Source organism: Proteus alimentorum (genome assembly GCF_002607735.1).
GTDB classification, from domain to species: domain Bacteria; phylum Pseudomonadota; class Gammaproteobacteria; order Enterobacterales; family Enterobacteriaceae; genus Proteus; species Proteus alimentorum.
On sequence record NZ_NBVR01000024.1, the window covers coordinates 37,009 to 62,968 of the forward strand.

Consider the following 25,960-nt stretch of genomic DNA (forward strand, 5'->3'; position numbering starts at 1 on the left):
AACTTTAATAATAAAAACTAAATTCAATGATAGGTGGAAATAAAATATAATTATGATATGAGATTTTATCTCGTATCACATTTATAATATTAAATTAATAAGATTATAACGGAATATGTTATTATTTTCGGTCACCTTTATTTTATAAACCTATGTGATTATAATGTTATTAACAATAACTGAATAATGGTAAATAATATTTACAATTATTCTCGCCATAATATCGGTACCTGAAACAATTCAGCTAAATATTGAAAATAACCTAATAGGTGATACGCAATGAAGTACGATTTAAATGATCTCTACTATTTTGTGAAAGTCGTTGAGTTTGGCGGTTTTTCACAAGCGGCAGAAATATTAGGTATACCCAAATCTAAACTAAGCCGTCGTATCGCTGATTTAGAACAGAAACTCAATGTCTCTTTGATTTATCGCTCTACACGTCAATTTCATGTCACTAAAATCGGACAGACATTTTATCAACAGTGTAAAAATGTGGTTGCAGAAGCTGAAATTGCGGAAGAAGTTATTTGTTCAGCACAAGGGCATCCACATGGAACCATTAAACTCTCGTGCCCTGTTGCATTATTACAAATTTATATTCAAGATATTTTGGTCGATTTTATGGAAAAATATCCAGATATTAATATTCAGATATTAGCCATTAATCGACCTGTTGATGTAATTAGTGAAGGCCTTGACTTAGCTTTACGAGTAAGAGCATTACCGCTAGATGATTCAGGTTTAACAATGAAAATTCTAGGTTATTCTCGGCGTGTTCTAGTCGCGAGCCCCCTGTTATTTGAAGGAAAAGAGATCCTAGGCTCACCAGAACAACTTGCTGATTATCCTATTTTGGCAAATAGCGAACACTCACAACAATACACAGTTACGTTGACTCATGAAAATGGTACGGTTTCCACGCAACATGTAACGCCGAAATTAGCGACAACCGATGTTATTACGCTTTATAAAGCGACGTTAAAAGGATTAGGAATATCGCGATTACCACTGAGTGTGGTTGAACAAAAATTACAAGATGGCTCTTTAATTGAAGTCTTGCCAAATTGGCGTTTTCCTAAAGATGTTATTCATGCAGTTTATCCGTCAAGAAAAGGGTTATTACCTGCTATTCAGGTGTTGTTGGAATACCTTGCTGATAATATGTCGCCATTGAAAGAGTAGAACAATATAAAAACGGCTCCGAATATTAAAGGGAGCCGTTTGAACGTTTATTGCTTTATGTTGTATTTAAAAAGGTTACTCGTTAGGAATACGACCAAATTTACCTTGGTTAAAATCATCAATGGCTTGTTTGATTTGCGCTTCGCTATTCATCACAAAAGGGCCATAACCGATAACAGGCTCGTTAATAGGTTCACCACTGAGATATAAGATGATCGCATCTTCAATCGCTTCAAGATTAACAGTGCCACCTTCATTATCTAAAATAACCAAATCACCTGTTTGCAATTGGGTTTGATTATCAAGATAAACACTACCGTGTAAAACCAATAAGCCAACATAGCGATCTTTCTTGGTCGGTAGCGTCACTGATTTTGTACTTTTTAATTGGAGATCCCACACATCTACAGGCGAAAAGGTTTTTGCTGCGCCATGTTTATTGTGATAATCCCCAGCAATAACGCGCAGTTGACCAGCGTTATCTGCCAAAGGAAGTACAGGGATCGCGCTTTCTTTTAGTAACTGATAGCCAGCAGGTGCTGATTTAGCCTCAGGGGGAAGATTAACCCACAACTGCACCATATCTAACACACCGCCTTTTTTGGTAAATGCATCAGAATGATATTCTTGATGTAAAATACCTGACGCAGCTGTCATCCACTGCACATCACCAGGGCCGATTACGCCACCTTCTCCGGTAGAATCATGGTGTGCAACTTCACCTTTATAAACGATAGTGACCGTTTCAAATCCGCGGTGAGGGTGTTCGCCGACACCACGATTATGTCCCTGTGATGCGGGAAAATCAGTAGGGCCAGCTCTATCTAAAAGTAAAAATGGGTTTAAATATTTACCATGATTACCATAGCTAAAGAGTGAGCGAACATGAAAGCCATCACCAACCCAATGTTGACGAGGCGCTTTATAAATACCGATGATCTTTTTCATAAAATGTTCCTATAAAATGTCTATAGGTTCTATTTTAGAGCGACTAATATATTTATGTAGTGCTAAAAATAGATTTCATTATTCTGAAAATAGAACAATGACAAAATGTTTCCATTTTCTATTTTTAGAATGACATTGATTATAATCAGCACTACTGAGATTTAAATTATTTCCTCACTTAAATAGTGTTATTAAATATAAGGTTTTTGGTGTTGTAGATAATTTAATATAATTTAAGTTAAAGGCTAATTTAAATATTTCGCTAAGGAAATGTCTTTATTTTTATTTCTTGATAATATTGCTTCATTATTGTATGTTATAAAAATGTTACTAGTATCTTATTTGTTGTTGTTTTGTTTGGTTTTTATGGATTTTTGTATTGTTTCATGTTTGTTGGATATCTCTTTTTAATTCGTCATTTCATTCCTAAATTAATAAACTTTCCTCATCATAATTTATTTAATAAATATCGTTCGATTAAATAAAAATTTTTTACAATAAATAAGTGTGACTTCTGTCACTCTACATTTTGATATTTCTTCAGTATGTTTATACGCAGAGATTAGAAATTAATAAATCAAACATTTATTTATATTGCTTAATAACTTAAGCAAATAGGCTTCTTATTATCAAAAAAACGAAATGCAAATAGATATGTGCTGTTACATATATTAAATGCGTTAAGGATATCATAATGATCCATGCTTTTATTAAAAAAGGGAGCTTTCAGGATTCAGTAAGCCTGATGATTATTTCCCGAAAATTAAGTGAAGCCCCAGAGGTGGAAGAAATTTCCGTCATGATGGGAACACCAGCGAATAAATCTCTTCTCGATGTCACCGGTTTCTGGCATGACATGTTTAATGAAGCAACACCGAATGACATTTGTGTTTCGATTAAAGCAGAATCAGATGATCCAGCCATTATCGACATGATTTCTACGGCATTAGAAGAAGCACTTGCAGAAATTGCAAGCGGTCAAAAAGGCGGTAACAAATTAACGACAGTACGTAGCTGGCGTACCGCTAAACAAAAAAGTACTAATGCCAATATGCTACTTATCTCTATTGCCGGTGAATATGCTGCTGAGTTGGCAGATATCGGTTTAGAAGATGGCTGTAACGTTATGCTGTTCTCTGACAACGTTTCTATCGCAGATGAAAAAGCATTAAAAGAAAAAGCAGCAGCAAAAGGTCTGATTGTTATGGGGCCTGACTGCGGTACAGCAAATATTGCAGGTGCTCCTCTTGCTTTCGCTAACATTGCACCGAAAGGTTCAATTGGTATTGTTGGCGCATCAGGAACAGGTATTCAAGAAATTACCTCTCAAATCGTTTTACAGCGCCAAGGTATTTCTCACGCAATTGGTTTAGGTGGTCGTGACTTAACAGAGCAAATTGGTGGTATCAGTGCAATCACTGCTATCAACATGCTGGCAGCTGATCCTAATACTCGTGTTATTGCCTTTGTTTCTAAGCCACCAGCACCCGCTGTTCGTCAAAAAATTATTACGGAAATGAAACGCCATAACAAACCGATTGTGGCTCAGTTCTTAGGAACAACACCTGAGAAATTCCAAGACGACAACATCTATTTCACTCGTACTTTAGATGAAACCGCACGTATTGCGGCTGAATTAGCGCGTGTTGAAGATATTGCTGCGGAATTACCAAAAGTAGCAGGTAAGAAAATCATTGGTCTTTATGCTGGTGGTACATTAGCGGCTGAGTGCGCCATGTTGTTATCTGAGAAACTCAATGTTGACGTTGATAACGAACATAAACAAGGCACGATGCTAGATGCTGATGGTCACAAAATTATCGATATGGGTGATGACTTCTATACACAGGGTAAACCACACCCAATGATTGACCCATCTACACGTAACAAATTTATCAGTGAGCTAAGCAATAAAACAGAAGCTGGCGTGTTACTGGTTGATTTTGTTATTGGTTATGGCGCAACTCAAGATCCAGCTGGCGCGTTAATTCAGGAAATCAAAAAACTGAATGAGAAACGTGGCGAAGCAAATCCACTGATCACTATCGCAACTATCACGGGTACTGAAGACGATCCACAAAACCGCAGCGAACAGCAAAAACAGCTAAAAGAAGCGGGCATTATTGTAATGGATACGTTGCCAGAAGCCGTTTTATTAGCAAAAGAATTAATCCAGCCACATCCAGCAGAAGTACATGCTGAAGTATCGCCACTACTTAACGGGATCTCTGTGATCAACGCAGGATTACGTAGCTTTGCAGACGATCTGCAATCAAGTGGCACTCCTGTTGTTCATTATCAGTGGGCACCTGTCGCAGGTGGCAATAAAAAACTGGCTGAAATATTAAAGAAATTGAAATAAGGAATTGCAGATATGTACTCAACTATCGAACAAGCGAATGAAGCAGTTATCGAACGTATCCGTGAAGCCCGTCCTCACTGGTGTGATGTTAGCTTAGCAAAAGAAGTTGTGCCTGCTTTAGAGACAGGTAAAAAATTACTTCACGCAGGTCCACCAGTAACTTGGGGTGAAATGAGTGGTCCTGTTCGTGGTGCATGTATCGGTGCTTCTTTATTTGAAGGCTGGGCAGAAACTGAAGAACAAGCATTAGCAATGTTAGAAGCGGATGAAATTGAGTTTATTCCTTGCCATAACGTGAATGCAGTAGGCCCAATGGGCGGGATTACTTCTGCTCATATGCCAATGCTGGTTATTAAAAACCATATTCATGGCAACTACGCTTACTGCAACATGAACGAAGGTATCGGCAAAGTGATGCGTTTTGGTGCTTACGGCCCAGATGTGCAAGAGCGTTTGCATTGGATGCAAAATAGCTTAGCACCAGTATTAAAAGCAGCAATTGCAACGTTTGAAAACGGCATCGATCTGACGGCAATTATGGGGCAAGCCATTACGATGGGTGATGAATTCCATCAACGTAACATCGCTGCATCTGCACTGTTACTGCGTCAGCTTGCACCAGTACTAGGCACTTTAGATTTTGAAGAAGCTGAAATCACAAAAGTGACTAAATTCTTGAGCATTACAGACCAATTCTTCCTGAATTTAGCAATGGCTTACTGTAAAGCAGCGATGGATGCGGGGGCTCAAATCAAGCAAGGTACGATCGTCACTGTGATGACACGCAATGGTAGCAACTTTGGTATCAAAATTAGCGGAATGGGCGACCAATGGTTTACCGCTCCAGTAAATACACCGCAAGGTCTGTTCTTCTCTGGCTTTAGCCAAGCAGATGCAAACCCAGATATCGGTGACAGTGCAATCACTGAAACCTTTGGTATTGGTGGCGCAGCAATGGTTGCAGCACCGGGTGTAACACGCTTTGTAGGTGCATCTGGCGGGATGGATGCGGCGCGTGAAGTGACTGAAGAAATGGCTGAGATCTATCTTGCTCATAATATGATGTTGCAAATTCCAACTTGGGATTTCCAAGGTGCATGTTTAGGCTTAGATGCTCGTCGCGTTGTTGAAACTGGGATCACGCCACTGATTAACACGGGGATTGCACATAAAGAGCCGGGGGTTGGTCAGATTGGTGCTGGTACTGTACGCGCACCTTTAGGTTGCTTTGAAAAAGCGATTGTTGCACTTGCTGAAGAGCTAGGTATCGACGCTTAATCTCGTTTTTTAACGACAAAGTACAGCAATAAAGGGGGCATTATGCAAATTCAAGCACTTCAAACCAGCCAGCATATCACTGACTTTGAAGGTGAGATTAAATGTGTGGGCATTTATGACCATGCTTTGAATTTCATTTGCCCTCAACAACGCTTAATGACTTTTCATCGTGAAGGAAGAGGATTAAGCCCGATGGGATGGTTACTGAAACAAGATGATTTTGATTATTTTGCAAAACAGTGCCATCCCTCAGTTGTGATGGATCTTAAAAATCATCAAGCGACACTCACAAATAAGCTCACATTGATCGCAGGTCCAAGTGAGAATTTACGCTTACAAGATAAAGCGAATTTAGATTTGCGTTGGTTAGAAAGTTTTTTTTCTCTGTTATCACCCGCGATTGCAACGGGATTATACGGTTCATTGAAAAATTACCGTCAAATTGCGCAACGTAGTGAAATTAAGTTATTAACTAAGCTGTTTCATAATCAGTTATTAGGCAATGCCGTTAACTGGGCTATTTTTACAGGGAAAGGTCCCGGATTAACGCCAAGTTCAGATGATATGCTGGTAGGTATGTTATTTGCACATTATTTAGCAGAGCCAGAAAATAAACTTAATAATTTTTTTAATAACACACCGCCTTTATCTGAATTGACCACCATTGTTAGTAAGCATTATTTGGAATATGCCACACAGGGAATATTTTCTACCTATCTCATTCACCTAGGTAAAAAAATAAAAAATAAAGAGATTATTTTTAAAGATATGTTGGAAATACTCTCTATTGGTCATCATTCCGGCGCAGATACATTACTGGGATTATGGATTGGTTACCAAGCTAAAAAACAACAACAGCATATTGATTAAAGTTTTTTTAATAAAAGAATTTATATAAACATTCGGATACGGATAATTATGAAAACAATTGTTATTGCTTTAGGCGGAAATGCATTATTGCAACGCGGAGAGATTTTGTCTGCTGAAAATCAATATAAAAATATTGAATTGATGTCAGAAACAATTAATAAATTAGCTAAAGAGTACCGTGTTGTATTAGTACACGGCAATGGGCCTCAAGTTGGATTGCTTGCACTACAAAACCTTGCGTATCAAGATGTTCCTGCATATCCGTTAGATATCTTAGTCGCTGAAAGCCAAGGTATGATTGGTTATATGATGATGCAGAAAATTAATCAAAATCATCCTGAACAAGCTATTACAACAGTAATGACTCGAGTTTCTGTTGATATTAATGATGAAGCATTTAGCGAACCAAGTAAATTTATCGGTCCTATTTATGATGAAGCTGATAAAGAAGAATTAATTGTGAAGTATCAATGGACATTTAAAAAAGACGGTAAATATTATCGTCGTGTTGTGCCATCACCAACACCGAAAAAGATTATTGATATCGAAGCGGTAAGATTTTTATTAGATAAAGGTCATATTGTTATTTGTGGTGGCGGTGGTGGTATTCCAGTCAACAATTCAAATAATGAATTTATGGGTAGTGAAGCTGTTATTGATAAAGATTTAACTGCGGCTTTAATTTCTCGTGAATTAAATGCAGAGCACTTTGTTATTTTAACAGAGGCAGATGCTATTTATAAAAATTGGGGTACACCAGAACAAGCTGCAATTCGTGAAGCAACACCAGAAGAACTTGCACCAATGGCTGTCGCTGATGGCGCAATGGGACCAAAAATTATGGCAGTGAGTGATTTTGTGAATGCAACAGGGCAACAAGCTCATATTGGTGCATTACAAAACATTCAACAAGTTATTGAAGGTCAGTCTGGCACTTTAATTTATCAGTCTTAATAAAAATGCTTTCAGGAGCGTCATTATGAACGATGCACAAGTGAATGAGAAAGGCAAAGTCCCTTATTGGGTCAAACTGACCATTATCTTCTTCTTTGGTTGGATTGCGCTGTATGGTAGCCGTGCTATTGTTGGTCCTTTAATGGTAAATATTGGTGCTGAGTTTGATCTGTCTAAAGCTCAACTTGGCTCCATCATGAGTATTTTCTTTATCGGATATACTGCACTAAATATTCCATCAGGCATGATTGGTGACTATTTAGGTAAGAAAAAAGTATTAGTAACAGGGGTTGTTCTCTTTGGTGGATTCACCATTATTGCAGGTATGATGCCAACTTACGTGACCTTTATGTTTGCATGGGTCATGGTGGGGATATTCCAAGGTTTCTATTACGGCCCTCAGTATGGTCTATCTTCAGAAGCGATACCAAAACATCGTATTACATTAGGTAGTGCGATTATCAATAGTGGTATGGCATTTGGTTTGTCTATTGGTTACTACATCTCGAGTATTTCTGTTGGTGAGATGGGAATGAGCTGGCGAGCTCCGTTCTATATCATTGGTGTGCCAATTATTATTATTGGTTTGGTTATGTTATGGATCATCAAAGATAAGCCAAAAGCACAACCTGCGACAGAAAATGGCGCACCAAAACAGAAAGTGAAACTGACATTTAAAGATTTATTTGGTAATCGCAATATTAACCTGGCGTATATCACCATCTTCTGTTCAATCTATGGCTTCTTTGTATTAGTTACTTGGTTACCGTACTACTTAGAAACTGAGCGTGGAATTACTGGGACACAAATTTCAACTATCGCATCATTAATGCCATGGTTTGCTATTCCAGGTTCACTTATTTTTAGCTGGGTTTCAGATAAAATTGGTCGCCGTAAACCTGTATTACTGATCATGTTACCGCTGTCATTAGTCGCTATTCTTGCTGTGCCAATGTCAGAATCAATGCCTGTGTTAATTGGTGCTCTGATCCTTTACGGTATTGTCGGTAAAATCAGTACAAACCCAGTACTTGTTGCCGTGGTTGCTGATAACTCACCGCGACATGCACTAGGTACATCATTTGGTGTTTATAACTGTATCGGTATGCTGGGTTCTGTTTTTGCACCAACATTAACCGGTTTCCTATCAGATAAAACAGGTAGCATGGACTCAGGTTTCTACTTTGCCGCTATTCTGATTTGTATCGGTATTGTGGCAAGCCTCTTTATTAAAGAAAGCAACAACAATAATGAAGAAGCAAAAGTGTAGTACGCTATTCAGATAGTCACTGAATACATAGTAAAAGGGCAAACTTCGGTTTGCCCTTTTAATTTAAAGGATCGTAAAACGATTGCACGCTCGGATGATTTTGCTTAAACAACTCCACTAAATAACTGACTACTGCACCCTTTTTATCTTCACACCATGCTAGTGAAAGAGGCGAGTTATGACGACGATTTTTCACTTCTTTCGCAATTAACTGTCCACTATCAATAAGTGGTTTGCATAAACTTAATGGTAAAAATCCTATTCCCACGCCTTTTAAATGACAGGCTAATTTGGTGTGTAAATCAGGCACACGGATCTCATGTTGGCCCGATAAGCGCCATGCTGTACGTTTAGAAAGATGGCGAGATGTATCCTCGACGTTTACAGCAGAATACATACGCATTTGATCATCACTTAATACACCACTGATATTGGCTAAAGGATGATTAGGGGCGACAACAAATTGCCATTGAATTTCGCCCATCGCACAAATGTTAATATTATTCTTAAGGGATTCATTACCCGTAACGCCGATAGCGAAATGATAATCTTCGTTAATCAACGCATCCCAAACTCCCATATAAACTTGGCGGGTAATATGAAATTGAGTAGAAGGAAAGCGTTGATGAAGACAAGCCAACATACTGGCAACTGCAGTGCGATCATAGAGAAGATTATTAATCACAATGTTGACTTGATGTTCGACACCAGCGTTCATTTGCTGAAGTTCCACAGGCATTGACTCTAACCATACAATCCATTGCCGGCATTTTTCTAATAGATATTCGCCTGCCGGCGTGAGTGTAACGGTTCTTGTGGTGCGATTAAAAAGTTGAGTGCCGATATTTTCTTCTAATGTTTTTATACGGTAACTAATTGCCGCTGATGTTTTATGAAGTACATCAGCTGCTTTGGTAAAACTTTGGCAATCGGCGACCTGTATAAAGGTACGGATCATTTCTTGGTCTAACATATCTTTTGTCCTGGTAATAAGAGAGGCAAAATATCAGCAGATAATGCTGAATTAAAAAAGCAAACAGAGTAAAGCTTACCTATTTTTTCTGAGGTCTATACCGCAAAGTAAGACAACTTCTTATCGTGTTAATGAATGTTATTATTTGGGGCTTATTGTTGTTCGCCGTATGAAGTTTTGATTATTTATAGATAAGCGTTAAAGCATACTAACAAAAAATGTCATCGGGTGATGGGCGCAAATAAGAATATCTGTATTCTATTTGTGTGATTGCTTTCACGTTTCACTCATCCTTTTACTGACGACGTTAAGATATCAGTAAAAGGCAGTGACGATCAGGATAAAAAATAGGCCATCGTTATGATATGAAAAATGGAGATCACGCTATTTTAAATGGATAGGTAAAAAAGAGCAGGTGAGTCAAATTAAGTGCAAAGTGAAATAGCGTTGAAACCCAAAGTCGACCACTCCACATCCAGGCTAATCCATAAATAATCCCCGCCAGTGAAGCAAATATGATCAGCAGTAATCCGCCTGAGAAATGTGCTAAACCAAAGATAGTGGCTGCTATTAATAGCGCAACATAAGGGGGAAGATAGCGTGATAATGTTTGCTGAATAACACCTCTAAATAATGCTTCTTCAGCAAGTGAGACAAAAAAGAGGTTCGCAAGAATAAATGCAGGTAACCACGATGGCAAATGCAATTCAATTGCTAATCCCCCTAGTTTTACGGCGATTAATAGCAATGCAGGAATGGCAATAATTAGCATTGCCCACTGTAATTTAGTTGCTTCTTTTAATGGATCGCAGACAAAAAGCGTCGGAATAAAGATCAGAAAAATAAAAGGTAATAATGCTTTATCGGCATTGAAATAAAAAGAAAAAGGGGCGCTTTTCATGCCTACAATGGCATGTGAAAGATAACGTAAATTGTTAAAGCCAGGAATAAGGTGAAAAGTTAACCCGCTGGCAATAATGACAAGCGCGAGAATGATAATAGCGCTAAGTACAGGCTGTTTTTTATAACGAGAATAGAAGAACGCGAGTAAGAGAATACTAAAAATAACTGGCAAGGTATGCCATGTAATAACACCTGTTATAAATGCACTAAGTGCTGTAAATATCAGTGTAATAAATGCAAGAGTGCGATTGAAACCCAAAAATAACAAAGAAAAAGCAAGAAGTAGCCAAGTGATCATAATTGTAAAGGATCTAAAATGAAAAGGAGCGCTAGGGTAAAAGATAGCGCTCTTCTAGGCTATCACTATAAATAAAAAAATAGAGAAATCAGACCTCTTTATTTGTAATGTTTTTATTTAATTATTTGATTTATATATAAAACACTTAAAATTGATTTTTAATCTAAAATTAAAACAAATGTTTAATTTATATAATGATAGTAAATTCGTGATATTAAATTAGTATGAGAAAAACAAGAAGTATAAAAATGCCGATAGTTTTAATATCGGCATTTTAGTCCATTAGGCTAGTTTACTTTTGATTAAACAAAGTAAAATTAAACGTAAAAATAGCGAATAACATGGAAGAAAATAGGTGCTGCAAAACAGAGGGAATCCATTCTATCCATCATGCCACCATGACCTTCGATCATCGTGCCAAAATCTTTTACACCACTGTCCCTTTTGATTGCAGACATACATAAACCACCGGCAAAACCCGCCAATGTAATCACTAAAGAGAGTAAAAATGCTGCCCACCATGAGAATGGCGTTGCCCACCACAACATCATGCCAATAAGGCTGGCGGAGATAATGCCACCAAAAAAACCTTCCACTGTTTTATTTGGACTTAATTTAGGCACGATAGGATGTTTGCCAAATAATTTACCAAATACATATTGAAGTACGTCAGAAACTTGCACCACTATCATTAAAAAGAGCAGTAAATTGATATTACGACCTTCGAAACCTTCAATTGGTAACATTAAAAGTGCTGGTGCATAACTTAGGCAATAAATTGCTATCATTACGCTCCATTGTACTTTCGCCATACGTTCTAAGAAGTGGCGAGTGTCACCTGAAAGTGCCATTCGTGTTGGTATTAATAAGAAGGCATAAACTGGAATAAATACCGCCATTAAGTTGTACCATTGCACACCGACAAGAATGTATTGGATTGGCAATATAACGAAGAAACACCAGAAGAGCGCTTCATGGTCGCCACGATGTGTGGGTGTTAAGGTAATCAGTTCGCGTAATGCAAGCCATGAGATAATGGAAAATAGGACGACAGATCCGATTGCCCCAATCCCTATTGCAACACCTGCAATAATACACATTACCCACCACGCGTTGATCCTTGAATTAAGATTCGAGATAGTGGAAGTAGGGCCTTTTATTGCCGCTAAAATAGCACCAATAATGCTGGCGATAATCAAGAAAGAGAAGAGCCCGATAAAGATCCAGAGGACTTCGTTATTAATACGTTCCATTGTGTAACCCCTCTAACGCACTTTTTGCTCTTACCAGAAACTCTTGTTTACTTTCATTTTCATGAGTGGATCCAATAGGGGCACCAAAAATTGCACTGCAAATAACAGGAACAACTAAGCGAGAACCTTTAGGAAGGACTCTATTTAAGTTTTCCAGATAAATAGGGACTAATTGTACATTCGGATTTTTACGAGAGAGATGCCAAAGGCCGGCTTTAAAATCTTGAATAGATTCACCGTTACCTCGAGTACCTTCAGGGAAAATAATTAAAGAATCCCCTTGGTCTAAAATTTCTTGCATCAGAGCAAGTGCATTGGTTTTATTGGGTGCAGATGATGCAGAGTCATTAGCTGGTTGCTCTACGATCTCTTCGCAAGAATTTTCTTCTTGTGGAAAATTCATTTTGGCAGCATGACGAGGAATAAGAATAGCTCTAAAGATTCGACGAGATAAATAACGGCGTAAGCGATTTTTATTCCAATAATCTTCAGCGGCAACGGGATGAACATAAGGGCGAATATTGGGCGCAAGACAAGACCAAATAACTAAGCCATCAAGATGACTAGAGTGGTTAGCGTAATAAATACAAGGCGTATCTTTTGCAATAGGAGAGGTTTGTTTAGCGCGAATACCTGTTAAGAATCGACAAGTAGAAACTAAGACGGATGATACCACTTTTGCATCTAAAGCAAGTTTTCCATTTTTCATTAATCAGACACCTTGTGCTAAATCCCGTAAAATTCGACGGGTTCTGAAAATTGTGGTCAGCGTTGAACCTAAAATAATAATCCATAATGAAATAAAAAAGAGCCATATACCCCAAAGACTAGGAATAAAGGCAGTAATAACAGCAACAGAGGTTAATAACGCCATTCTGTGTTGTTTTGCCATTGGGCCTGTAAATTGTTGATCTAATCCACAAGCCCCTCCTAATACGCGAACATAAGCGGTCATTACCGAAAAAAAAGCGCCCACCCAGCTCAACGTAATGGCCATAGAAAAATCAGAAGATAATCCATAACCGACACCCAAAATAATTAAAGTATCGGCAATCCTGTCTGGTAATTCATTATAAACAGCGCCTACAGGACTTTTCATGCCTCCTTCAACGGCAACCATACCATCTAATAAATTACAAATGAGGCGACCTTGGATCATCATAGCGCCAAAGATCAGTAACATTGAGCGTAATAACCCAGATGCGTAGAAGAGAGCCCAGAAAAGTGATAAGCCTGCAAATAATGCAAATACGACGCTAAACACGGAAATACCGTTAGGCGTTGCCCCTTTTTGTTGTAAGTAGCGACTGCACTTTGTGGCCCAGTTTGTTTGCCTTGCTTTTATAGGACGGCGGTTTTTATCTTGAGTATTCATTTTTCTTTGTAACAAGCGAGTTAGGAGGGTATAGCATAAGGGCATTTAGACAAAGTGAGAATAAGAATAAACGTATAAGTTTATCTTATATTTTTCTTATTCGGACTCATTCTTTTTTGTTATGTTCTTATTAAGACTATAAATCAATCATCAATAATCATTTATTTTTCTAGGTGTTAATACCTATTCGGATGTAGTGCATTATACTTACATTACACGATCATTTAATGATGCTCTTTATTTGATACTTATTAAGTAGAAATAATAAATGATCTATTACATTAATTAAACTATAAAGAGAATAAATTTCTTAAGTGAAAGGGAGTATAAAGGGAAATACTTATTATTATTTCTTATTTTACTGTTTAAATAATAGCAATTAAAACACTTCGATTAGAATTTTCTTATAAGGGATTTTTTGTTTAAATCGAAAATCAAAACGCATAAACAGTCTTTAAATGGGCATAAAAAAAAGAGACAGGAATTCCTTTTTTATTATTTTTTAATCATTAATAATTTTCTTCGTGAAATAAGAATAAAGAAAATGAGAAATTAAAAATGAGAATGCTCATCTTTGTAATAAGTAAAAAATGATTTATGTCAAATGAAGAGCTTCATCTATTCTTATATTGCTATTATTAATAAAAAACAATCATAATAGTTATTAATAATAGCGATTATGAAAATAATATATACAAGTGTTTTAAATTGAAATTAAACGAACACTAATGAAAGGGTGGCATCAAAATAAGTTGCCGCCCTTTCTATCGTAGAATGGTGTCTAACGTATTAATTATTCCCATATTAGGTGTAATTCATCCAAAATAGAATATTTTTAGAAGTACAGCTTTCTCTCATTAATAAAATATAATGAAAATTAAATAGGTCATATTGTTATATCGCTAGATAATACAACCCATTGATAAATAGAAATCACATGGTAAATCAGCTGACTCTTAAGTCATATTTCTTAAAGAAATCATACTCTTGAACTAATTGTGGCAGTGATCTTATTTTCAATTTTGTATACATATTTGAACGATGCACTTCAACTGTACGAGGTGATAGCGAGAGTTTTTCTGCCGCTTCTTTGCTCGTATTTCCATCGAGGATCATCTCCATAACCTCTTTTTCTCTATTAGATAATTTACCAAATTTATCTTTTAAAGATATATATGTTCGGAATTGCTCAACTTCACTTTCATAATGTAGGAAAGATTCCGAGACAATATTAAGAAGTTCATTCACATTTAGAGGGCGTGTTAAATATTCAAAAGCCCCTGACTTAAATGCGTTACGACAACTCTCAATGGAACTATCCCCAGAAATAATAATAACAGGGATAATGTTTCTCAATTTGTTGAGTTCTTTAATCAGTGCAATTGATGGTGCTGCACTGCTTTTGGTATTAATTATGATGCACTCTTTATGAGCTCCTTTTGTTGATGAAAAATAGTATTTCAAGAAAGCCTGCTCATTTGAATAGGTTTTCACATTCGCCGCTAAAGAAGAAAGAACAGCTTTAAGTTGAACTTTTGTACTGTCATCTTCAAAAGTGATTAAGTGGATTATTGATTCCATATGTTGCTCCTGGTTTTACTCTGCTCTTACACTAAAAGTGAATGAGTAACGAAATTTGACTAATTTATAAGTTTTTTATGTAGGGTAACATTCACGCAACGGAGCTATATTCAGAATATATCAAATTAAAAATGATTAATACTTCTGTATTATATTATAGATAAAATATCAGAACTTTGTTTTGTTTCAATATTTGTATTTTATAGATAAGAGTAATTTATTTCTATAATGAAGGAAGAAGATAACTATTATTAATTGTAACTAAGTTTTTTCTCGTAAGTGATTTTAACTATATTAAACTCATTTAATAAGTAAAAAAATAATATATTTAGGTGCCTTTTTATGAAGTAATTAATAGTCGCATTTAGTTACAATATAATTCCCTTTGTGGCTTTTTGACTTTACTTCTTGTAAAATAGCGCTTTATTTCTATTGATCCTTTTTAATAAACCAATCGAGCCAATGCTATGGCGTCACTGAAAGATGTAGCTCGACTTGCATCCGTTTCTTTGATGACAGTCTCAAGAGCGATTAATAACCCTGAGTTATTAAAACCAGAAACACTGAAACAAGTCCAAAATGCAATTGATCAACTTAACTATGTTCCAGATTATTCTGCACGAAAAATTCGTGGTCAAGGAACAAAAGTATCATCAATTGGTGTTCTGGCAATTGATACCGCAACGACACCATTTTCTGTGGAAATGATTTTATCGATAGAACAAACCGCAAGAGAATTTGGTTGGAGTTCATTTGTTGTCAATTTGACCGCACAAGATTGTTATGAAAATGCCATTTGGCAACTTTTGGCTCAACGTCCAGATGGTATTATTTATACCACGATGGGGTTGCGTGAAATCACCGTACATGAAAAGTTACTTGATAAGAATTTGGTGTTAGCAAACTGCTTGGATAAAACGCACGCTTTTCCAACTTATATTCCTGATGATTATCATGGGCAATATTTTGCGATGAAAAAAATCATCGAAAAAGGATATCGCCGTCCTTTGTGTTTTTATATACCGGAAGAATCTGTTGCCGGCCCTATTCGTCGTAAAGCTGTTGAAGATGCTTGGCAAGAGGCTGGCTTACCATTGGCAGATCTTCAACAATATACGATGATGTTTGGAGATGAACACTACCGTGATGTCATTGAAATATTGAAAAAGCATTGTGTTCATCAAAAAGCTGACTTTGATATTCTCATTTGTGGTAATGACCGTATTGCGTTTTTAGCTTACCAAGTTTTACTTTCTATGGGGTTACGCATTCCAGAGCAAGTGGCTGTTTTGGGATACGACAATATGATTGGTACAGGAGAATTGTTTTATCCACCATTAACAACGGTACAACTGCCTCATTATGAATTAGGCAAAGAAGCGACGTTGCATATCATTCAAGCGCGAAACCATAGAAATACCGTACACGTACCTTGTCAATTAGTTGAACGTGAGTCTATTTAAAGACTCACGTCTTACTTATCTTCTCAATATCAGCAAATACTATTTAGCTGCCAATATTCGCCATTAATCAGTGTTGCATCACCGTTCATGGCAAAAAGGCGTAAAGCTTGAGTATCTTGTTGAGCATAATATCGACTGCTAAAGGTAAATTCGCCTTTGTTTACAAAGATTTCAATTGATGAACGATCAATAAAAATACGTAAATTCAATTCACAACCTTCAGGTAATGGAATACTTCGAGCTCCACTTATATTGTGTTGAGGATAATGACGGTTAAGCACTAAACGATGTGATTGATTATCAACAAAGAGCTCAAGCCCTTCACCTAGCCATAAGCCAAATTTCTCAGCTTGGCTGTCTAAAGACCATGTTAAATCGAGTTCGATAGCTGGAGTATTATTTATTAGCTTAATAGATTGATTGTTGAGTGTTAATGGCTGGATAGTCTGTTTTTCTTGGCGCAATGATTCGACTTCTTTAACAGGGATCATGCGTAAGCGATTTTGGGCTTTATCAAAAGTGATTTCACGAGGGAGTGTAAAACAGCCAGACCAAAATTCAGATTTTGAAGGCATTGGCGAATTCCACATATCCATCCATCCCATAGAAACGCGACGACCATCAGGTGTCGTAAATGATTGTGGCGCATAATAGTCATGGCCATTATCAAGTTCAATAAAGTGTCCTTGTGGTTTAAAGGGGTGATTTGGCGACCACTGGCCAATTAATGCACCTGATTGAAAGAGGTTGCGATATTGATAGCCTTCGGCTCGTTTTCCTTGTGGTGAAAAGACGATTGCAAATTCGTTTTCTTGGCTAATAGGGAAGAAATCAGGGCATTCCCACATATAGACATTCTTATCATCCGTTTTTCCTAAAACAGTGTAATCGTTACTCCACTGCTGACCTTCCTCAAATAAGGTTTCGCTAGAGAAAAGTAGGACTTGTCCTTGATCTTTTTCATCACGAGCACCAACAACCATCCACCATTTACCTTCTTGATACCAGACTTTAGGATCACGAAAATGCATATAACCTTTAGGTGGTTCTAAAACGATCCCTTTTTTCTCAAAATGAATACCATCTTCACTGATAGCAACACATTGTGCTTCATAGATTTGGCTATCATCACCTTCGGCTGCTAACCAGTTGTGTCCGGTATAGAAAAGATAGAGTTTGCCTTCATGGCTAATGGCTGATCCTGAGAAACAACCGCTTTTGTCGTAATCATCTCCTGGCGCTAATGCAATAGGTTGGTGTTGCCAATGGATCATATCGGTGCTTGTGGCATGTCCCCAATGCATTGGACCCCAATCTTGAGAATAAGGATGGTGCTGATAAAAGGCATGATATAAACCATCATGATAAATAAGGCCATTAGGATCATTTAACCACCCCGCTGGTGCTGCTAAATGAAACTGGGGATAAAATTTATTGCCTCGTTTTTCAATCAAAGTATTTAAGGCTTTTGTTGATTGTTCTAAGCGGTGTTTCATATCATTATCCTTATTGTATTTCAGAGTTATTAGTGTGTTTTTAAGATCAGAAAAAGGGTAAAGAACAGACGTAATCACACTATTACTCTTGTTGTTAACGATAACATTTAGAGTGAAAAAAACACAATGTATGAGATTGACTTTATCATCTTATCTTATTATGTTAACGTTATCAGTGTGAATTTACGAGCAATATCTTTACTTATTCGTTATGAATAGTCATAAAAACAGAATATAGTTAAGAAAAATAATTGCTTATCTTCAGGAGAGATTATGAAAGTCTGGTCTTTAGGTGACGCTGTTGTTGACTTGATCCCATTACAAAACATGCAATATGAAGCATGTGCTGGTGGTGCGCCAGTCAATGTTGCTGCGGGTGTTGCTAAGCTTGGTCAACAAAGTGGTTTTATTGGACGTGTAGGCGAAGATGCGTTCGGCCACTTTATGCAAAAAACATTGTTTGATCTGGGTGTTGATACTCGCGCAATGGAATTTGATGAGTTTCACCGTACCAGTACTGTTCTTGTTTCTTTACAAGAGAATGGTGAGCGTGATTTTACTTTCTTAGTTGCTGAGTCTGCGGATCAATTTTTAACAGAAAAATCTTTACCTGCGTTTGAAAAAGATATTTTGCATTTTTGCTCTTTAGCATTAGTGAATCCCATTTGTCGCTCGACCTTAGATTGTGCAATCAAAAATATTAAAGAAAGCGGTTCACTACTGAGTTTTGATATTAATTTACGTCCTCAAATGTGGCGTGATCACGAGGAGATGCGCGAAGTTATCGATAATTATGCGCGTAAAGCTGACATATTAAAATTATCAGAAGATGAGCTTACGTGGATGACACAAGAAGTGACATTGAATAATGCACTTAAAAAATTGGAAGATTATCCCGCTCGTTTAAAAGTGATCACTCAAGGCTCTAAAGGGTGTTTAGTTTTAACAGCCAATACTCAAGTCGCATTTAGTGCCTTTATCGTTGAATGTATTGATACAACAGGTGCTGGTGATGCCTTTATGTCAGGTTTGCTAGCCGCGCTTGCTGAATATGGTTTTGCGGAAGATGAACAATATCTATCAAAAATAGTGACACAAGCGGCTGCTTGTGGTGCTTTAGCTACCACCCAAAAAGGCGCGATAGCAGCGGCACCAAGTCGTAAAAAATTACGTGATTTTGTTCAGCAACAACCACCTTTACATGTTAGGGAGATTTTCTAACAACTTACCCATTTTTTCTGGTTGTGGTTTTTACCACGGTTTTCCCTTAATGGTATTTTCCTATTCTCCATTTATAACGACTTTTCTCGGAGTGGTTATTTGTGGAGATTTTTTTATTTTTTCGATGAAGCGATTGTATTTTTTTATCAATCAATCAGCGATGCCGATCATATTGTTCTATCTGTTTTAAGTGTATGATATTAAATCTTATTAACTTTTATTGATGGAACATCAAATGTGGGCTCAATCGGGCGCGGTATTAGCCATTTTTTCTTATATTCTTTGGGGAATAACCCCTCTGTTTTATCGGCTGTTACCCGGAGCGCAACCGTTAGAAATGTTGGCTCAACGTTTGATTTGGTCTATCCCTCTTTTATTACTAGTACGACTCTTTATTAAAAATAGGACACGATGGTGCGCTGTTTTACAAGATAAGCGTTCTGTTTTTATGTGCCTATTTAGCTCAATGGCTATGGCTGTTTCTTGGTGTACATTTACCTATGCATTAACACATCAACAAGTATTAGAAGCGAGCTTGGGGTATTTTATTAATCCACTTTTCTCAATTTTATTAGGCGTCATATTTCTTAAAGAAAAGCTTAATTCAGCAGAAAAATGGGCTGTCGCCTTAATTTGTGCAGGTGTGGGCTATCAATTGTGGATGTACGGTGAATTACCTGTTCTTGCTATCATGATGGGGGGGGCATTTGCTGTATATGGCTTGATCCGTAAGTTTATTCGTTTTGATGTGATCACCTCTCTATTTATGGAAACCCTTTGGTTAATACCATTAGCAATAGGTGCGACGATTTGGTTGGTTGTTACCGATAAAAGCGCGCTACCTTCTGCCGATAATCTGACTCGTTTTTATTATATTTTAACAGCACCTGTCACTATATTGCCGTTATTGTTCTTTACCGCAGCAGTCAAACGAACCACATTAACTGTCATCGGATTAGCGCAATATATTGAACCTACTATTCAATTTTTATTGGCTGTTTTCTTATTCCATGAAGCTTTTGATGAAGTAAAAGGCGTGAGTTTCTCGCTGATTTGGTTAGGACTTTTATGCTGTATCTTAGCACTTATCCGAAAACGGCTTAATTACCTAAAAATTCAAAAAGGAAAACGTAGCCAAACGGTGTAATTGTTTTATTTTTCTATCTGATTATTTTTTTGTCTGGCTATTTTTCTATCAAGCTAAATCCGTTATGCTATATGAAAGGCAATCGTTTGCGTGGTTGCGGTTTTTATTAATGGTGAGGATAAAAAATGACAGTGCTGGGTACGGCTCTTACAGCAAGTGCAACAAAAGTGATGTTATTAGGTGCCGGTGAATTAGGCAAAGAAGTCGCGATAGAATGTCAACGCTTAGGCATTGAAGTGATTGCCGTTGATCGCTATCTCAATGCTCCTGCTATGCATGTTGCTCATCGCCATTATGTTGTAAATATGCTTGATAGCAATGCATTAAAGCAAGTTATTGAACAAGAGCGGCCTGATTTTATCGTTCCTGAAATTGAGGCTATTGCAACAACGTTACTGGTTGAATTAGAACAAGCGGGGCAAAAAGTGGTTCCTTGTGCCCGTGCTGTAAAGCTGACAATGGATAGAGAAGGCATTCGTCGTTTAGCCTCGGAAACACTGCATTTACCTACATCGAACTATCAATTTGTTGATGATGAAGTGAGTTTTAAAAAAGCGGCTCTCGCAATAGGCTTCCCTTGTATTGTAAAACCTGTCATGAGTTCATCCGGAAAAGGGCAAAGTGTTATTCGTAATGAAAACGATTTAGCTCAAGCTTGGACTTACTCGCAAGAGGGCGGGAGAGCAGGAAAAGGACGCGTAATCGTTGAAAAAATGATCCCGTTTGATTTTGAGATCACGTTACTGACTATTCATGCTGTTGATGGTACCCATTTTTGTGCCCCTATTGGTCATCGACAAGAAAAAGGGGATTACCGTGAATCATGGCAACCGCAAAAGATGAGTGACATCGCGCTTGCTAAAGCACAGCATATTGCAAGTAAAGTGGTTGAGAACTTAGGGGGCTATGGTTTATTTGGTGTTGAGCTGTTTGTTCAAGGTGATGAGGTATTCTTTAATGAAGTCTCACCGCGTCCTCATGATACAGGATTGGTGACACTCATTTCTCAAGACTTATCAGAGTTTGCGCTTCATGTTCGTGCTTTTTTAGGCTATCCCATTGGTGGAATTCGCCAATTAGGCCCTTGTGCATCAGCGGTGATTTTACCGGCGCTTTATAGTACGAATATGGTGTATTCTGGTATTGAAAAAGCGTTGAAGGCGGATCGTCAAATTCGCCTTTTCGCTAAGCCTGAAATTGCGGGCTCTCGTCGTTTAGGTGTTGTACTTACTCACGCTGATACGATAAAACATGCATTAGATGAAGCAAAAGCAGGCGCAAAAGCAATCGTTGTAAGTGATGCTAAATAATTAGAAATGTAACTTAAGTTAGCCTATTTTACCGCTAAGTGAATATTATCAACTTAGCGGTAAAAATCCGGCTTTAATAAAATACGCTTTAGCATAAGGCGATAATATCTCCTGATATAAACTATAAGCCTGAGAATGAATAAGCGTTGCACAATAGTGTGCGGTAACATTAAATGGCTTTGGGATATCGAATATCTTTAATTCGGGAAATTGGCTTAATTGTGCTTGGTAGTGCTGGTAACCAATAAATGCGTCCGCTTGGTGTGTAGCAATTAAATAGTGTGCAGCCATTCTACCTTGAGGAATGGTAAGTGAATGCTTACCTCCAACTAAGGAGAGTGCTCGCATTTTTAATGCCTGACTTAATTTGGGGTCAATCTGCGCAATATTATCAAACAGTTGCCAACTATAATCCCCAGAAGGGTCTGCTTTTGGTGTGGATATCGCTAATTTTAATGCGGTATTTGATAATACACTAAGCCAGTTATCTTCTTTATTTACATCACTACGACGAGCGGTAATGCAAAGCTGATTGGCAATAAAAGGAGCATATTGTAGTGCGAAACCTTTATCGATTAATTGCTTTGCATTACTTTCATCAGCAGAAAGAAACAAATGACAAGTTTCCCCTTCTTCAATACGTTGACGCAAAAGTCCTGCGGGCCCAAATGTAAGTGCCCACTTTTCACCCGTTTTTTGTTGATAATGCTCTATAAAAGCAGGTAGCGTTGCTTTTAAGCTACCTGCAGCAAAAAGGGAAAATGTCATGGTGTTATATCCTACTCTTTTCCTTGATATTGAGTACGATAGAATTTTTGATACCAATCATTAGCGGCTTTTTGCATATCGATATCGCTAAATTTTTCAGGATAGAGTTTTTTTGCCATCCACAATTCACCTATTGCCATGGCTTCAGGCATTGGGTATCCCCATGCTTTCGCATATTCAGGCATTAAATAAATTCGGTTATTTTTAACGGCACTAATCACTTGCCAACGTGCATCTTGTTTGATTTCATCAACAACTTGAGGGTATCTGTCTTGAATAAAAATAACTTCAGGATCCCATGCAATAACTTGTTCTAGCGAGACTTGCTTATAACCTTTAACGGTTGATGCCGCGACATTAAAGGCGCCTGCATGTTCCATCATTAACCCCGTATATTTTCCTGAACCATACGTTGTTAAGTCTGGGTTGGCCATATAAGCCCGTACTCGTTGCTCTTTAGGAATATCTTGTAAGCGCTGACTAACTTGTTCACGTTGTTTAAAGGTATCGTTAACTAATGCTTGAGCATTTTCTGATTTATTGACGATATCACCGATCAGCAAAATACCTTCTTTTAGCCCTTCGTTATAGGCTTGTTCTTCGTTTTGTAATGTTGGATTAAGCTTTGATTTATCATCATTAACTTCTTTGCGTAATGAAATCGCCACAACAGGGATCCCAAGAGCAGAGATCTTATCAATCATCTCTTTAGGCGCGTAATTAGTCACAAAAACGACTTGAGGTTGCAGTTTGACTAAGCTTTCAGCATCAAAACTGGTGAGATCGCCAACTTTAGGTGTTTTTTCTAGCGATGGTGCTAATTGTGCATATCCATCACCAAGTTGTTGCTTCCAGTTGGACATAACACCAACAACTTTATCGGTTGCATCAAGTTGAACCAGTAAGTTCAGTGTTTGATGTTGTAAAACCACCGTTCTTTCTACTTTGTCTGGAAGGGTAACCGTACGACCAATTTGATCTACAATTTGTCTATCTGCATAAGAGAAAGAAGAGAGGGAGAGTATGCCAATACCTAATAAACAGTGCTGTAATAAAGTTTTCATAGTCATAAACCTAAGTTAATATCGCTGTATAATAAAATATACAGCTAAAAATAGACAGCAAGTATTATTTGGGCTCAAACTTTAATCATATAAGGTGCTTAATCACTTTTATTGGCTTAATTTTTTACTTGACCCTTGAAACTCGCTTAACTATCCCCACTTTTTATTCATATTGATTTTTTTCGCCAAATTAGGATTAATTGAGGTAAAAATGAGTATGAAAGGTCAGGAAACAAGAGGATTTCAGTCAGAAGTTAAACAACTTCTTCAATTAATGATCCATTCTCTTTACTCCAATAAAGAAATTTTCCTTCGCGAATTGATTTCGAACGCATCAGATGCGGCTGATAAATTGCGCTTTCGTGCATTATCAGATGCAGCGCTTTATGAAAATAACGGCGAGTTGCATGTGCGAATTTCCACTGATAAAGAAGCGCGTACTCTGACTATCAGTGATAATGGTATTGGTATGACTCGTGATGAAGTCATTGATAATCTCGGTACTATTGCCAAATCAGGTACAAAATCATTCTTAGAATCTATCGGACAAGATCAAGCTAAAGATAGCCAGCTAATTGGTCAGTTTGGTGTCGGATTCTATTCTGCGTTTATTGTTGCAGATAAAGTGACAGTACGCACTCGAGCTGCTGGTGAAAGCGCAGATAAAGGTGTTTTCTGGGAGTCTGAAGGCGAAGGTGATTACACTATTGCTGATATTGAAAAAGCGGATCGTGGTACTGAAATTACCCTTCATTTACGTGAAGGTGAAGATGAGTATTTAGATGATTGGCGTCTGCGTAGCATTATTAGTAAATATTCTGACCATATTTCTCTGCCTGTTGAAATTGAAACGAAAAATGAAGAAGACGGCACAGTGACATGGGAAAAAATTAATAAAGCACAAGCACTTTGGACTCGTAATAAAGCTGAAGTAAGTGATGAAGAGTATAAAGAGTTTTATAAACATATCTCTCATGACTTTGCAGATCCAGTAAGCTGGGTACATAACCGTGTAGAAGGTAAGCAAGAGTACACTAGCTTATTATATGTGCCTTCAAAAGCGCCTTGGGATTTATGGAACCGCGAACAACGTCATGGTTTAAAACTGTATGTACAGCGCGTCTTTATTATGGATGAAGCTGAGCAGTTTATGCCTAATTACCTACGTTTTATCCGCGGGTTAGTGGATTCTAATGATTTACCACTAAACGTTTCTCGTGAGATTTTACAAGATAGCTCTGTTACACGTAATTTACGTAGCGCGTTAACCAAACGTGCATTACAGATGTTACAAAAATTGGCAGAGAATAAGCCAGAAGAGTATCAAGCATTCTGGAAAGAGTTTGGTTTAGTCTTAAAAGAAGGCCCAGCAGAGGACTCATCTAACATTGAAACTATTGCTAAATTACTGCGTTTTGCATCAACACATAACGACAGTGATGCTCAAACAGTTTCACTGGAAGATTACGTTAGCCGTATGGTCGAAGGCCAAGAAAAAATCTATTACATTACTGCTGATAGCTATGCCGCTGCGAAAAATAGCCCTCATTTAGAGCTGTTCCGCAAAAAAGGTATCGAAGTACTACTGTTATCTGATCGTATAGATGAATGGATGATGAATTACCTGACTGAGTTTGATGGCAAATCATTCCAGTCTGTCAGTAAAGCAGATGAATCTCTTGATAAACTTGCTGATGAAGAGAAGCAGGCTGAGCAAGAAGAAACAGATAAGCAATTAGCACCTTTTGTTGAACGTATTAAAACCCTATTAGGGGATAAAGTTAAAGAGGTGAAATTAACACATCGCTTAACAGATACGCCTGCAATTGTGACAACCAGTGCGGATGAAATGACAACACAAATGGCCAAATTGTTTGCAGCAGCAGGACAAGAAGTGCCAGAAGTGAAATACAACTTTGAACTGAATCCTAATCACCCATTAGTGAAGCAAACAGCAGAGCTAACGGATGAAGCACTCTTTGCGGATTGGGTCAATTTATTACTGGATCAGGCTTTATTTGCTGAAAGAGGCTCTTTAGAGGATCCAAACCAGTTTATTCGCTTAGTGAATCAACTTTTAGTTCAAAAAGCGTAACTGTTTTCGTTTTCAAACATTTAAACCACGTTTATCTGAAAAGAGAGCGTGGTTTTTTCTTTTTCGATAAAAAATAAAATGCAATCGCTACCGTGATTTCTTGAGCGATGACCTCACAAAATGGTATGGTAATGCGTTTTCGAGTT

21 protein-coding genes are annotated in these 25,960 nt (G+C 37.5%); 11 read left to right on the forward strand and 10 right to left on the reverse strand.

Translation table 11 applies throughout. The annotated features are described in order from the left end of the window. The first annotated feature begins 279 nt into the window (after positions 1–279). Positions 280–1,185, forward strand: coding sequence for a LysR substrate-binding domain-containing protein (locus B6258_RS07085; RefSeq protein ID WP_099074662.1), 906 nt, complete (start codon positions 280–282; stop codon positions 1,183–1,185). 75 nt (positions 1,186–1,260) lie between these two features. Here the strand turns inward: B6258_RS07085 and B6258_RS07090 are convergent, their stop codons facing one another. Further along, positions 1,261–2,133, reverse strand: coding sequence for a pirin family protein (locus tag B6258_RS07090; RefSeq protein ID WP_099074663.1), 873 nt, complete (start codon positions 2,131–2,133; stop codon positions 1,261–1,263). A gap of 694 nt (positions 2,134–2,827) precedes the next feature. Between B6258_RS07090 and B6258_RS07095 the strand changes: the two genes are divergently transcribed. Genes B6258_RS07095 through B6258_RS07115 form a run of 5 tightly spaced genes read left to right on the forward strand, consistent with a single transcriptional unit; the run spans position 2,828 to position 8,867 of the window. Next, entirely contained in the window at positions 2,828–4,495 is a 1,668-nt protein-coding gene (locus tag B6258_RS07095; protein WP_099074664.1) for an acyl-CoA synthetase FdrA, read from the forward strand. A 12-nt stretch (positions 4,496–4,507) separates the two neighbouring features. After that, complete coding sequence (locus tag B6258_RS07100; protein ID WP_099074665.1) at positions 4,508–5,773, forward strand: YlbE family protein; 1,266 nt, start codon at positions 4,508–4,510, stop codon at positions 5,771–5,773. Positions 5,774–5,815: 42 nt separating this feature from the next. Further along, the gene (locus B6258_RS07105; protein ID WP_099074666.1) at positions 5,816–6,643 is read left to right on the forward strand and encodes an oxamate carbamoyltransferase subunit AllH family protein; all 828 of its coding nucleotides are present in this window, start codon (positions 5,816–5,818) and stop codon (positions 6,641–6,643) included. 48 nt (positions 6,644–6,691) lie between these two features. Then, positions 6,692–7,597, forward strand: a complete 906-nt coding sequence (locus B6258_RS07110) for a carbamate kinase (protein ID WP_099074667.1) — start codon at positions 6,692–6,694, stop codon at positions 7,595–7,597. 25 nt (positions 7,598–7,622) lie between these two features. Next, a complete protein-coding gene (locus B6258_RS07115; protein WP_099074668.1) occupies positions 7,623–8,867 on the forward strand; it encodes an MFS transporter in 1,245 nt (414 codons plus the stop codon). A 58-nt stretch (positions 8,868–8,925) separates the two neighbouring features. Here the strand turns inward: B6258_RS07115 and allS are convergent, their stop codons facing one another. The 6 genes from allS to B6258_RS07145 all read right to left on the reverse strand — a co-directional run bounded on the left by allS (position 8,926) and on the right by B6258_RS07145 (position 15,250). Continuing rightward, positions 8,926–9,840: an HTH-type transcriptional activator AllS gene (gene allS / locus B6258_RS07120; protein ID WP_036934748.1), complete on the reverse strand. Its 915-nt coding sequence runs from the start codon at positions 9,838–9,840 to the stop codon at positions 8,926–8,928. Between the two features lie 379 nt (positions 9,841–10,219). Next, positions 10,220–11,041, reverse strand: a complete 822-nt coding sequence (locus tag B6258_RS07125) for a CPBP family intramembrane glutamic endopeptidase (RefSeq protein ID WP_099074669.1) — start codon at positions 11,039–11,041, stop codon at positions 10,220–10,222. Between the two features lie 317 nt (positions 11,042–11,358). Next, positions 11,359–12,294, reverse strand: coding sequence for a phosphatidate cytidylyltransferase (locus B6258_RS07130; RefSeq protein ID WP_099074670.1), 936 nt, complete (start codon positions 12,292–12,294; stop codon positions 11,359–11,361). Beyond that, entirely contained in the window at positions 12,281–13,003 is a 723-nt protein-coding gene (locus B6258_RS07135) for a lysophospholipid acyltransferase family protein (protein WP_099074671.1), read from the reverse strand. Before B6258_RS07135 ends, B6258_RS07130 begins: the two co-directional genes overlap by 14 nt. A gap of 3 nt (positions 13,004–13,006) precedes the next feature. Continuing rightward, complete coding sequence (locus B6258_RS07140; RefSeq protein WP_099074672.1) at positions 13,007–13,669, reverse strand: CDP-alcohol phosphatidyltransferase family protein; 663 nt, start codon at positions 13,667–13,669, stop codon at positions 13,007–13,009. A 945-nt stretch (positions 13,670–14,614) separates the two neighbouring features. After that, positions 14,615–15,250, reverse strand: coding sequence for a response regulator transcription factor (locus B6258_RS07145; RefSeq protein ID WP_099074673.1), 636 nt, complete (start codon positions 15,248–15,250; stop codon positions 14,615–14,617). A 467-nt stretch (positions 15,251–15,717) separates the two neighbouring features. On the opposite strand from B6258_RS07145, the gene B6258_RS07150 reads away from it, so the two are divergent. Next, entirely contained in the window at positions 15,718–16,713 is a 996-nt protein-coding gene (locus tag B6258_RS07150; protein WP_099074674.1) for a LacI family DNA-binding transcriptional regulator, read from the forward strand. Between the two features lie 29 nt (positions 16,714–16,742). On the opposite strand, the gene B6258_RS07155 is transcribed toward B6258_RS07150, so the two are convergent. Next, on the reverse strand, positions 16,743–18,209 hold the full coding sequence (locus B6258_RS07155) for a glycoside hydrolase family 32 protein (RefSeq protein ID WP_099074675.1): 1,467 nt from the start codon (positions 18,207–18,209) through the stop codon (positions 16,743–16,745). 273 nt (positions 18,210–18,482) lie between these two features. Between B6258_RS07155 and B6258_RS07160 the strand changes: the two genes are divergently transcribed. The 3 genes from B6258_RS07160 to purT all read left to right on the forward strand — a co-directional run bounded on the left by B6258_RS07160 (position 18,483) and on the right by purT (position 21,887). Further along, on the forward strand, positions 18,483–19,430 hold the full coding sequence (locus B6258_RS07160) for an aminoimidazole riboside kinase (RefSeq protein WP_099074676.1): 948 nt from the start codon (positions 18,483–18,485) through the stop codon (positions 19,428–19,430). Positions 19,431–19,665: 235 nt separating this feature from the next. Next, positions 19,666–20,577, forward strand: a complete 912-nt coding sequence (gene rarD / locus B6258_RS07165) for an EamA family transporter RarD (RefSeq protein WP_099074677.1) — start codon at positions 19,666–19,668, stop codon at positions 20,575–20,577. A gap of 125 nt (positions 20,578–20,702) precedes the next feature. Next, positions 20,703–21,887, forward strand: coding sequence for a formate-dependent phosphoribosylglycinamide formyltransferase (gene purT / locus B6258_RS07170; RefSeq protein ID WP_099074678.1), 1,185 nt, complete (start codon positions 20,703–20,705; stop codon positions 21,885–21,887). Positions 21,888–21,935: 48 nt separating this feature from the next. On the opposite strand, the gene B6258_RS07175 is transcribed toward purT, so the two are convergent. Together B6258_RS07175 and B6258_RS07180 are read right to left on the reverse strand one after the other, a co-directional pair. Next, positions 21,936–22,655, reverse strand: coding sequence for a substrate-binding domain-containing protein (locus B6258_RS07175; protein WP_099074679.1), 720 nt, complete (start codon positions 22,653–22,655; stop codon positions 21,936–21,938). An 11-nt stretch (positions 22,656–22,666) separates the two neighbouring features. Continuing rightward, positions 22,667–23,719, reverse strand: coding sequence for an ABC transporter substrate-binding protein (locus B6258_RS07180; RefSeq protein ID WP_099074680.1), 1,053 nt, complete (start codon positions 23,717–23,719; stop codon positions 22,667–22,669). Positions 23,720–23,930: 211 nt separating this feature from the next. Here B6258_RS07180 and htpG point away from each other — a divergent pair, with 211 nt between their 5' ends. Further along, the gene (gene htpG / locus B6258_RS07185) at positions 23,931–25,814 is read left to right on the forward strand and encodes a molecular chaperone HtpG (protein WP_099074681.1); all 1,884 of its coding nucleotides are present in this window, start codon (positions 23,931–23,933) and stop codon (positions 25,812–25,814) included. Positions 25,815–25,960 lie beyond the last annotated feature (146 nt).